9 protein-coding genes are annotated in these 12,349 nt (G+C 38.0%); 4 read left to right on the forward strand and 5 right to left on the reverse strand.

The features are described from left to right. Positions 1-86 precede the first annotated feature (86 nt). Positions 87-1,097: a DUF748 domain-containing protein gene (locus HCO57_RS03830; RefSeq protein WP_245167531.1), complete on the forward strand. Its 1,011-nt coding sequence runs from the start codon at positions 87-89 to the stop codon at positions 1,095-1,097. 17 nt (positions 1,098-1,114) lie between these two features. On the opposite strand, the gene HCO57_RS03835 is transcribed toward HCO57_RS03830, so the two are convergent. The 3 genes from HCO57_RS03835 to aroC all read right to left on the reverse strand — a co-directional run bounded on the left by HCO57_RS03835 (position 1,115) and on the right by aroC (position 4,859). Beyond that, positions 1,115-2,284: a flavohemoglobin expression-modulating QEGLA motif protein gene (locus HCO57_RS03835; protein ID WP_167987917.1), complete on the reverse strand. Its 1,170-nt coding sequence runs from the start codon at positions 2,282-2,284 to the stop codon at positions 1,115-1,117. Between the two features lie 124 nt (positions 2,285-2,408). Continuing rightward, entirely contained in the window at positions 2,409-3,734 is a 1,326-nt protein-coding gene (locus tag HCO57_RS03840; RefSeq protein ID WP_010516685.1) for a dicarboxylate/amino acid:cation symporter, read from the reverse strand. 60 nt (positions 3,735-3,794) lie between these two features. Beyond that, positions 3,795-4,859, reverse strand: coding sequence for a chorismate synthase (gene aroC / locus HCO57_RS03845; protein WP_167987918.1), 1,065 nt, complete (start codon positions 4,857-4,859; stop codon positions 3,795-3,797). A 188-nt stretch (positions 4,860-5,047) separates the two neighbouring features. Here aroC and HCO57_RS03850 point away from each other — a divergent pair, with 188 nt between their 5' ends. Further along, positions 5,048-6,001, forward strand: a complete 954-nt coding sequence (locus HCO57_RS03850; RefSeq protein WP_167987919.1) for a UDP-2,3-diacylglucosamine diphosphatase — start codon at positions 5,048-5,050, stop codon at positions 5,999-6,001. On the opposite strand, the gene HCO57_RS03855 is transcribed toward HCO57_RS03850, so the two are convergent. Then, positions 5,960-8,863, reverse strand: a complete 2,904-nt coding sequence (locus HCO57_RS03855; protein WP_167987920.1) for an FAD-binding and (Fe-S)-binding domain-containing protein — start codon at positions 8,861-8,863, stop codon at positions 5,960-5,962. The two genes, HCO57_RS03850 and HCO57_RS03855, sit on opposite strands and share 42 nt — an antisense overlap. 87 nt (positions 8,864-8,950) lie before the next feature. Here HCO57_RS03855 and HCO57_RS03860 point away from each other — a divergent pair, with 87 nt between their 5' ends. Together HCO57_RS03860 and HCO57_RS03865 are read left to right on the forward strand one after the other, a co-directional pair. After that, a complete protein-coding gene (locus HCO57_RS03860) occupies positions 8,951-9,445 on the forward strand; it encodes a hypothetical protein (protein ID WP_167987921.1) in 495 nt (164 codons plus the stop codon). Positions 9,446-9,540: 95 nt separating this feature from the next. Further along, positions 9,541-10,653, forward strand: a complete 1,113-nt coding sequence (locus HCO57_RS03865; protein WP_167987922.1) for a TlpA disulfide reductase family protein — start codon at positions 9,541-9,543, stop codon at positions 10,651-10,653. Positions 10,654-10,711: 58 nt separating this feature from the next. Here the strand turns inward: HCO57_RS03865 and HCO57_RS03870 are convergent, their stop codons facing one another. Beyond that, entirely contained in the window at positions 10,712-12,349 is a 1,638-nt protein-coding gene (locus HCO57_RS03870; protein WP_167987923.1) for a hypothetical protein, read from the reverse strand.

Raw genomic sequence — 12,349 nt, forward strand, 5'->3', positions numbered from 1 at the left:
CTAAAAAAAAGAATAAAAAGAGTTGGTTTAAAAGAAAAAGGACTTGGATACCGTTAACGATCATCCTCGTTCTTTTAGCTTTTAGATTGGCACTACCCTACATTGTTAAAGACTACGTAAATAAGGTGCTGTCTGAGATTCCCGGTTATCATGGGCATGTAGCAGCTATAGATATTGCGCTTTACCGTGGCGCCTACGTAATACACGATTTAAAGTTGAACAAAGTAGCCGCTACATCACAAGTTCCTTTTCTTTCCATCAAAAAATCCGATATCTCCATAGAATGGAATGCCTTGTTTAATGGGGAAGTGGTGAGCGAACTTATACTCTACCAGCCTGAGTTTATCTATGTATTTGAAGACCAACAAGCTAAAGGAGTTGACCCCGAAGTAGAGGATTGGACCAAAGCACTTACAGATATTGTACCGATTGATATAAACCGTTTGCAACTCGTAGACGGAACTGCGGCATTTATTGAGTTACAGGCCGACCCGAATATAGATTTACATTTAAAAAACATTGATTTAGTTGCTTACAACTTGCGTAATGTGGTTCAAAAAGAACGAAACCTGCCTTCCGAGGTCCATGCTACCGCTACATCTATTGGTGATGGTGATTTAGAATTAGACGGGCGTTTAAATCTTGTGAAGCAAATACCGGATATGGATATTGCTTTTGAACTCACCAACGCCAATGCTACTGCTCTCAATGATTTCACCAACCACTACGCTGGTATTGATTTTAACAAAGGTACCTTCGAGGTTTTTGGTGAAATAGCTATAGCAGACGGCTATTTAAAAGGAAGTATAAAGCCAATTTTAACCAATGCCAAATTATTGGGCAAAGAAGATGGTTTTCTTAATAGTCTATGGGAAGGGTTTGTAGGTTTTTTTAAATTTTTATTTAAAAATCAAAAACATAATACGCTTGCCACCAAAGTTCCCATAGAGGGCAATTTAAATAATGCTGGGGCTAAAATATGGCCTACGGTAACCAATATTTTTAAAAATGCTTGGATAAAGGCCTATAAGGGCGTTTTAGACGATGATATTGATTTTAAAGACGCCGAGGAAGCCATAGATAATAAAAACAAATAAAATAAGCTTAAAACGGCTTATTTTAAATTATTCAGGATAAAGTCTAAGGTGGTATTTGTATTTCTGTTGGCATCAAAAGAATGGCTTTGATGCGTAATTGGTTTTGCTAAGCCTAATTTTTGCAAGTAAACTATTTTGTCCTCGAACTCTTGTGCTACTTTTCCAGTTAAAAATACATCAAAACTTTGCTGCTTTTTATACCGTTTGTACATTTTACTTAATCCACTTAAATACAATCGGTCTTTGGTAAACCCACCTCCACGGTGTGCCCGCAGTGTAATGTTAAACGCAGCTTCCCTGTCCAATTTATATTGCCCATGTATCAAATCAAAGGTATCTGCAAAACTGTAACCTTTAATTAAACTATCACTAGCTAAAACTCTATAAGCCAGTGTTTTTAATCGCTCTAAAGTAAGAGCTCCACTCATATATTCACTCAAAACCGCCATTCCCTCCTGTGTTTCTACGTTTTTTGGTAAACCGTTGGCAAAAATGCGCAGCGGTTGATTGTTGCCATTAAAAGTAGTAACCAAATGCACGCCAATTTCATGGTTGGCCAAGGTTTCCATTCTGTTCTTGCTGAACTTTGCATTTCTCTTTAGCAGTAAACTTTTATCTCGATTCCGTACCATGGCCTCTGCAGCAATCTGATTACTGAATTTAATATGCAATGGGAACTGGTATTGAGACATGAACGCTTCAAAATATGCCTTAGCCTCCAAGGCAGAATAGCTAGAAATCATGTCTTCTCGCGGCGCTTCATCCTGAAAGTGCAAAATATACCGTGCGTTTTGAACATCTCTTTCCCTAGGGGTACCATACAAGCGTAGCGAGTTGTAATAGAAAGATTGCCCTTTCCCTATTGTTTCTATACACTGTATCATATTGGCATAGTAATACACAATATCTCGATACATTTTCTGTATTTCTTCGTCCTTAATACGTTCTAAACGCTGTGAAAAGAACAAGCGCTGTAACTTGTAGGCATCGAATTTTAACTTAGGATACTTAAATTGGGGCTCCTCGGTATATTTTGAACTAAAAAAGCGTTGCTTCTCTTTTTCTATGTTAGCGGGATTTACATAGCTCAATAACTCAATTTTTCGTACCAATCGGTCTAAATTGGAGTCTATATCGAATACATTGGGGTAGTCATTGCGTAACGCCTGTAATTCTGCTGCACTCATCTTAAGTATGCTTTATTAATCGCCAAATGTATAAAGTCTTTCTCTCTAAAAAACATTGGGTAAAAAAAATATCAGCAAAACCTTGGTCCTACTGATATTGTTTATGTTATCTAAAACTAAACCCTTATTTCACGTCCTCATAATTATCGTCCCATTCTTTTACATCGGGCTCTCCTAATTTACCAACAGATTTAGCTACTAGCATAGAAACAGTTGCATCTCCTGTAACGTTAACAACCGTTCTACACATATCTAAAGGCCTATCTACAGCAAATATTAAGGCCAAGCCAATTGCTAATTTGTCTGAAGGAAAACCAATAGCCTCAAGAACAATTACCAACATTACCATACCCGCCCCAGGAACTGCTGCTGAACCAATAGAGGCTAGTAAGGCCGTTAGCACAATAGTTAATTGATTGGCCAAAGTCAACTCAAACCCTAGTGCCTGAGCTATAAAAACAGCCGCTACACCTTGGTATAAACTGGTGCCATCCATATTTATGGTAGCACCAACTGGCAAAACAAAACTAGACACCTCTTTATCCACTCCAATATGCTCTTCTACCCTTTCCATAGTAACTGGTAAGGTTGCGGCACTTGAACTGGTAGAAAAAGCAAGTAATTGAGCTGGACTCATTTGCTGTAAAAACCAGAAAGGATTTTTTTTAGTGATGGTTCCCACCAAAATGGCATAAAATACAATCATTAAAAACAAGCCACCCACAACTACACCGGCATATTTTAAAAGTGCCAATAACAAATCTGGATCACTGGACGAAACCACAACAGCGGCCAATAGTGAAAACACGGCATAAGGCGCCGTTAACATGATTAAGTCTACCATTTTTAAGACTACATCATTTAAAGAATCAAAAAAGTCTTTTAACGGTCTTGCTTTTTCCTCACCAATCAACAACATAGAAATTCCAAGAAAAATAGTAAAGAAAATAACTTGAAGCATAGCACTATTGTTCCCCAAGGCATTAATTGCGTTATCTGGCACCATATCTACCAAAAACTGCAACGGACCGCTATCTTTTTGCCTGGAAGCCTCCTCTAATTTAGAGGTAACCCCAGCATCATTGGCATAGGTTTCGGTTAGTTTAGCAACCGTTTCTTCAGAAATACCGGCACCTGGATTCAGCATGTTCACCAACACCAAACCAATGGTAATGGCAACAACCGTAGTTAAAATATAAATACCAATTGTTCTTAAACCAATATTTCTGAACTTAGAAATATCTTTTAAATCGGAAATCCCCTTTACCAAAGAGGCGATAATAAGCGGAATAGCGATGAGCTTGAGTAGCTTTACAAAAATTGCCCCTAAAGGTTGTATCCAATCAGACACAATGTCTTTTCCCGTAGGAACTTTGGTCATTACAAATCCAAAAACAATACCCAGCAACATTCCTATAAGAATCTGCCAGTGAAGTTCCAGTTTACGCATATAAAGTTGGTTTTGGCTTGGAAGATACCAATTTGCCCAAAATGCCCCAAATAATGCGGTTTAGATTTTATTGCCTTTGGCCAACAAAGTGTAATCTGCCAATACCAATGCCGCCATTGCTTCTACAATGGGCACCGCTCGAGGCACTACACATGGATCATGCCTGCCTTTGCCTTGGGTAGCAACCTTGTTCCCCTCTTTGTCTATAGTATCATACCCTTGAAGCACCGTGGCAACGGGTTTAAAAGCCACAGAAAAGTAAATATCCATACCATTGCTAATACCCCCCTGTATACCACCACTTTTGTTGGTTTTAGTGGTGCCATCCGTATTATACTGGTCGTTATGTTCGCTTCCCTTTTGGGTTACTCCTTCAAAACCGCTACCATATTCAAAGCCCTTTACCGCATTTATGGATAGCATGGCTTTACCCAATTCTGCATGGAGTTTATCAAAAACAGGTTCACCTAGTCCAATTGGTACGTTTTGAATCACACAAGTAATTACACCTCCAATGGTATCCCCATCTTTTTTAATGGATTTGATGTATTCTTCCATTTGGCTTGCCATTGTAGGGTCCGGACAACGAACTGGATTTTTCTCTATTTCAGAGAAATCTAATTGCTGATAAGGTGTTTCCAATTTTAAACCCCCAACCTGACTAACGTAAGCAGTTATTTTTATATCCTTCAAAAATTGCTTGGCAACAGCGCCTGCAACAACTCTGCTCGCTGTTTCCCTAGCCGAAGAACGCCCGCCACCACGATAATCCCTAAAACCATATTTATGGTCATACACATAATCTGCATGACTAGGGCGGTATGAGTCTTTAATGTGGGAGTAATCTTTAGACTTTTGATTGGTGTTATGGATAGCAAAACCAATGGGTGTACCAGTAGTTTTACCTTCGAAGACACCAGAATATATTTCTACCGTATCTGGTTCCTTGCGCTGCGTTACAATTGCAGATTGCCCGGGTTTTCTTCGGTTTAATTCCTCTTGAATAGCCTTTTCGTCTAATTCAATACCAGCAGGGCACCCATCTATAATTCCACCAAGGGCTCTACCATGGGATTCTCCAAATGTTGTAATTCTAAATAAGGTTCCAAAAGAATTTCCGGCCATTGTCTAAAAATTAAGCCGTAAAGGTAATTTTTATCGCTCTTTTAAAAAAACCGAATTGCACTTAAACATTTAGCAACATTACTTAAAAACAGGTGATATAAACTTAACGATTAGCTTATAATCATTTGATTACAAATTTATAGTAAGCTCATACATGGCTATTTACTTTGTAATCAAAGTGTTTTGTATTGAAAAAGCGTAAAATTGAATTAGCGGTAATTTCTGATGTACATTTAGGAACCTATGGATGCCATGCAGATGAATTGATTGCGTATCTAAATAGCATTAAGCCCAAAAAGCTCATTTTAAATGGAGATATTATAGATATTTGGCAATTTAGCAAGCGTTATTTTCCACCGGCACACCTTAAAGTTCTCAAGAAAGTAATTGGCATGGCTTCTAAAGGCACAGAGGTGTATTATATTACAGGTAATCATGACGAAATGCTACGTAAATTTTGCCCTACGTCCATGGGTAACTTTCATATTGTCAATAAATTAGTTTTAAACCTCGACGGTAAAAAAGCTTGGATTTTTCATGGGGATGTTTTTGACATCTCTATTCAACGTGCCAAATGGCTAGCTAAGCTTGGTGGTTACGGTTATGATATGCTTATCCTCATTAACAGTTTCATCAACTGGTGTAGAGTTAAAATGGGTAAAAAGAAATACTCGCTTTCTAAACGTATAAAAAATAGCGTTAAGGGTGCCGTAAAGTATATCAATGATTTTGAACGTACCGCAGCAGAGTTAGCTATTGAGAATAACTATGATTATGTAATTTGTGGTCATATTCATCAGCCTAAAAAAGAAGTTTTTGAGAACAAACAAGGCTGTACAACCTATCTAAATTCTGGCGATTGGGTAGAAAACTTAACCGCCTTAGAATATTCTTTTAAAAGATGGCGTATATATCATTACAATCATGACAAGCTATCTCCTTTCTTTGTAGATGAAGACTTAAAAGAAATGGATATTAATGAACTTATAGCCTCTATTACGGATGCTAAAGAAACGCCAAAATACAACAGTCTAGATAAAGAATTTTCAGAAGATTATCCAGAAGAAATATCCGAAAAAGAATTTAAAAAAGATGCTCTTTTAGACAATCAAAGCGCTACGCAAGATGGTGACGGGGTGTAAAGCATGCCTACCCGTTCCATCTTTAATTTGATGTCTGCAACTGGTTCCGTTTGCCGCTATAACGGTACTGCTTCCTGTTTTCCTTACAGCGGGGAATAATTTTGTTTCGCCCACCTTCATGCTAATCTGGTAATGCTCTTTTTCATAACCAAAAGAACCTGCCATACCACAACAACCAGAAGGTATTATGGCAACCTTGTAGTTCTCTGGTAAATTGAGCACGTCAAAAGTTACTTTTTGATTGCTCAGTGACTTTTGATGACAGTGTCCGTGGATTTTAATTTCCTTAGCTTCTTTAGTGAAGGATGAAGCTGTTATCCGATTTAATGCGATTTCCGCCGCTAAAAACTCCTCAATTAATAACGAATGGCTTGCCAGTTTTTCCGCTTGAAGTTTATCTTCTGCAAGACGACTGTATTCATCTCTAAATGAAAGAATTGAAGATGGCTCTATACCAACAATACTTAGGCCTTGGTCTGTGAAAGCTGTAAGAGCGGCAATGTTTTTATTTGCCAATTCTTTGGCTTGTTTTAAAAACCCCTTAGACAAGTAAGTTCTACCACTATCGCCGTAAAACAATTCCACTTGGTATCCTAATTTAGTGAGCAACACTATGGCGTCTTGCCCAACAGTTACATCCAAGTATTTGGTAAACTCGTCTATAAATAGTACCACTTTTTGTCCTGTAGTATTTTGTTCCTGTTGCGCTAAAAAGGTATCAAAATTAAATTTATAAACTGGGGGCAATTCTCGCTCCACAGCAACACCAGAGAGTTTTTTAACAAGCGTTCCAATGGGCGACTTATACGTAGCATTGACCAATGCGGCCATTTTACTATTAAAAGCATTTATCTTGGTATTATGCGCAAACAACTTAGAGCGCAACGAATACCCATTTGCTTCTTGATACTGATATTGAAACTCTGATTTTAGCGTAGCCACGTCTACATTACTGGGACATTCACTAGAACAAGCCTTACAACTAAGACATAAATCAAAAACCTCTTTTAGTTCTGTGTGATTGAACCGGTTAGGCTTGTCAGAATTGGTAAGAAACTCCCGTAATACATTGGCTCTACCCCTAGTCGTGTCTTTCTCTTGTTTGGTAGCGTGGTAACTAGGGCACATAGCACCCTTGCTCAACTCTGTTTTTCGGCAATCACCACTACCATTGCATTTCTCTGCGGCTCTTAAAATACCTTGACTATCAGAAAAATCTAGCAATGTACTAATCTCTGGTTCTTTTCTATCTACTACGTAACGTAGCGAAGCATCCATAGGATAGGCATCTACAATCTTTCCTGGATTTAAGATATGATTGGGGTCAAAATAGGCTTTTACGCGTTTTAATAACTCATAATTCTTTTGGCCTATCATGATTGGTATAAATTCTGCACGTACGATACCATCTCCATGCTCGCCGCTAAAACTACCTTTGTATTTTTTAGTAAGATAGGCTACATCCGTGGTTATTTTTCGGAATAAAACCACATCTTCCTTTTCTTTTAAATTTAAAATAGGCCTTAAATGCAATTCTCCCGCCCCTGCATGTGCATAATAAACTGCGCTTTGTTGGTATTTATCCATTATGGCACTGAACTCCATAATAAAAGGTTTTAAAACGTCTAAAGCTACTGCAGTATCTTCAATACACGCAACAGCCTTTTTATCGCCTACCATATTCCCCAACAATCCCAGACCTGCTTTTCTAAGCTCCACCGCTTTTTGTATATCTGCACCATACAACACAGGTTGTGCATAACTTAATCCAGACGCTTCTACCGTATTAACAAGGTCATGTATCTTTTGCTCTAATTCCTCTGAACTATGCGCTCTAACCTCTAGCATTAACAAGCCTTCTGGGTCGCCCTCTACAAAAAATCGATTGGCTAGTTGTTGCCTATTATTTTTAGTACAATCCAATATGGTTTTATCCATCATCTCGCACAAAAACAAATCGTGCTTCATTACGGGAACCACATCTGTAAGACAATCTTCTAAAGTTTTGTAATGGGTGCAAACCATAGCGGCATGCGCGGGTGGCAAAGTTTCTAACTGTAAGGTGATTTCTGTGGTAAATGCCAAGGTCCCCTCACTGCCTGAAAGCAGTTTACATAGATTAAAAGGTTTATCTTCTTTTCCAAAGACCGAATTAAACAAGAGTTCGTCTACCGCGTATCCCGTATTTCTTCTGTGGATGGACGGCTCTGGAAATTCTTTAAGGATTTCTTCTTTGACAACCGGATTACCTAACTCCGTTTTAAGAGCAGCATAAATCTTTCCTTCTAACGTATTTAGTTTTGTTTTCTGCTCGTATTCTTCTGCCGAAATATCTTTAAATTCTGCCCTTGTGCCATCTGCCAAAATGGTTTTCATACTAATAATAGTATCTCTAGTCACTCCAGATTGTATGGAGGTAGTACCAGAAGAATTATTCCCAACCATACCTCCAATCATGCACCTGTTAGAAGTAGACGTATTTGGACCAAATTGCAGTCCATGTGGTTTTAGGTACATGTTTAACTCGTCCCTAACCACGCCAGGTTGCACGGTAACTGTTTTATTAGCTACGTCTAAAGTCAAAATTTGAGTAAAATATCTAGAGGTATCTACCACAATACCTTCCCCAACACACTGCCCTGCCAAAGAAGTACCTGCTGTCCTAGGTATTAAGCCAATCTTGTGTGTATTCGCAAACTGTAACAATTGTATTAAACCCTCGTCATTCTTAGGAAAGGCAACCGCAGTTGGCAGTTTTCTGTACACCGATGCGTCAGTAGCATATAACGTTCTTACTAATGCATCATATTGAAAATCACCTATAAAGGATTCTGAGAATTTTTTTAAGATATTTTTATCCAACTTGGAACAATTTTTGGTCTAAAACTTCGGTTAAAAAAGAATAGCTAATGTAAAGCTATTTTATTTATTCAACTTAAATAGACACTTATGAAAATGACCACATTTTTAATTGGTTTGTTCAGTTTTGTAACAGCTGTAGTAAGCGCTCAAAACATCTCTGAACACACCTTGGGACTACGTTTAGGAGATAGTGATGGCTTTGGAGCGGAAATCTCTTATCAAAAATCTATTGGAAGATACAACCGTGCTGAGTTTAACCTTGGTTGGCGTGATAGTCGCGAATATGATGCTTTTAAATTAGCCGGAGTTTACCAATGGGTACACAACCTAGATGGCAATTTTAACTGGTATTACGGCGTTGGTGGCGGTTTAGGAAATTCTGATTTTGAACGTGTGCCAGACAGAGACCGTGATGATGGTCTTTTTGTTTTTGCTGCTGGTAATCTAGGGGTTGAATATGATTTTGATATCCCTTTATTAATTTCTTTAGATATACGGCCAGAAATAGGTTTGGTTGGTTTTAACGAGTTTGATAATGATTTCTTGTTTGATATCGCATTAGGACTCAGATATCAGTTCTAAACAACAACACACAAACGATATTTTTTAAAAGTGCCATTAGGGGCACTTTTTTTGTTAGCATGTTTGTGTACCTTTATCCAAAATAATTATCACACATGAAAAAAATCCTATCTATTGTTACATTAGGACTTTTGGTTATAGCTTGTTCTACCACCCCAGAAGGGTATACTATTAATGGTGAGTTAACTGGAGATGTAAAAAACGGTACTCAAGTATTTTTAAAGACTACAGATTCTATAAGACGTGGTCTTATTGAAGTGGATACAGCTACTGTAGAAAACGGCGTATTTACATTTACTGGAAATGCTAATAGCCCGCAGCTACATTACCTATTTGTAGACGGTACCAGAGCCAATACTGCTTTTGTATTAGAAAATGGAACCATCAACTTTAAAGCACAAAAAGATAGTTTACAATTCGCAGAAATTACTGGTACAACACAAAACGAATTGTTTATGAATTATTTGAATGGCCAACGCGAATTATCTAACATGGCACAATCCATGAACGAAGAATTTAAGAAAGCAAATGCCACGGGAGATACCGTTGTTATTGGCTCTTTACGTGATGAATATCAGGAATTACAAGAGCGCGGTAAGACTATGGAGTTAGATTATGTAAAGGAGAACCCAAATGCTCTCATTTCCGCTTTAATTTTAGATAAAATCATGGCGACAAAAGCTTTACCAGAGGACGAAATAGAGGCTTTGTACAATGCTTTTACAGAAGAAATAAAAAACTCAAGACCTGGAAAACGTCTTGGTGAAATGTTAGCAAAAAACAAAAACACTAAAATTGGAGCAAGAGCTCCCATGTTCAGTGGGCCTACTCCAACCGGGGAAGAAATTGCTTTGAATCAGGTAAAAGGTAAACTTACGTTAATTGACTTTTGGGCAGGATGGTGTAGGCCATGTAGAATGGAAAACCCCAATATTGTAGCCGTATACAATAAATATAAAGACAAAGGTTTTAATGTAGTGGGAGTGTCTTTAGATCAAAAAAAAGAAGTTTGGCTAGATGCAATTGAAAAAGATAGCCTTACATGGAATCATGTTTCTAACCTACAGCGTTTTCAGGACCCAATTGCGCAACTTTACAATATTAATGCCATACCGGCAGCCTTTTTGTTAGACGAGAATGGTGTTATTGTGGCAAAAGATTTAAGAGGACCAGCTTTAGAGGCTAAAGTAGCAGAACTACTTAATTAAAAAGAAAAGCCCGCCAGATATACGTCCAGCGGGCTTCCTCACTCTCATCTAGCACACTCTAGAATCTATTATTCATATCATTAAATTCGCCAGTTACTGTAGCACCTTCTTCTTGTGTTACCGTTCCTGTGATGTAGGCTCTATTAGCATCTCCAAGGAATTCTAAACTAGCACCTTTCTTTAAAATTAGATTTCCATAGATAGCAAAATCACCTTCAATACGTAAGATTGCATTCTCTTCTACGATTACGTCTTTTCTATCACTATTTCTACCCACGATTAGGGTTCCACGCATGTCAAACGCTGCTTCTTTGTCTACTTTTACATCATTACGTACGGTCCAGGTACCACACAATAGTAATTGACCTTCAACGGTTATACTATTAAATCTATTAGAGCCATTATAACCTAAGTTTTGATTACTTGCTACAGTTAAATTAGAGCTCCCAGAATATCTAGAGGTATCTACACAAGATTCTTCTAAACTTTGCGAAGGCTTATTCATCTTAATAATTTGTAAACCCCCTCTACCAGAAGCTGCAAATATGTAATCCTCTTTTGTCTCAACGTAGTTGATACTGCCATCTAATGCAATAATACCTACAAGGTCTACCCCATTATCGTTTTCTGACAAGCAAAGACCAGCACCGCCATTAGCCATTAATAATACATTCTCATTAAACGCAGCTGCATTGGTCACAATATCTCCTTGCTCTACATTTTCAGGACTGATTGGTATCTCCAAACGTTGTACTAAATTCCCTGTAGCAGCATTGTATACCCCTGCACCATCTTGACCTTCGGCAACAACAATCAATTCTCCATAATAATCTAAGGTACGCTTATCTGCCTCTCTAAAATCGCCAGAAATAGCTATATCGCTTGCTTGACTGAAATCCGAATTCAACACTCGAACACCATAACTTGCATCTAGAACAGCAATTTTATCGTTATTTATAGCTAAAGATCTTAAGTCTTGAAAGGCTGCTTCATTTATCATTTCTAGGCTCGACTTATCATACAAACGGATGTAGCCATCTTTACCAGAGGTTACATAAACACCAGCATTAGTCAAAGCTACATCTGTGGCATTAAATCCTTCTTGGAATGCGTAGGATATACCTGCATCAGTATTAAATCTTCCGTTTGCTACCGGTATTTTAGCTAAAAATGAGTTAGCATCTGCGGTTGCTGATTGCTCTGCATCTACACCACCAGCTGCATAGACAAATCCATTTTCATATTTAATGGAATTAATGTCTGCATTAGTATAATACAATCTAGAGGTTACCCTTGGTTGATAAGGATCACCAACATAAATAATATCCATAGCTCCTGCATAGTCATCTTCTGCAGTGTTGTAGGATACGTACACATAATCATTTACTAAATGAATGTGCGATGCAGTTAAGTTTTCTGCACCTGAATACGAAGGGGGATTAATTTGTGCCACTAAAGACAATGGATAGTCCCCAGCTTGTTCCTCGCCTTCGCGAGCATAATTGCTAGAGGCAGATTGGTCAGGATAAAAATCCAAAACTCCGCTATCTTCAAAATTTAGGCTGTTTTCTAAAACCGACGCGTCTTGTTCTACGACTAAGTTGTCATCATTCTCTTCAAATACGGTGGTTTCATCTGAACATGAAATTAACACCACGACCATTGCTAGCAATGGAAATAGTAATTTCCGTGTCAT

Origin of the sequence: Croceivirga sp. JEA036 (genome assembly GCF_011882165.1) — a bacterium.
Lineage (GTDB): Bacteria > Bacteroidota > Bacteroidia > Flavobacteriales > Flavobacteriaceae > Croceivirga.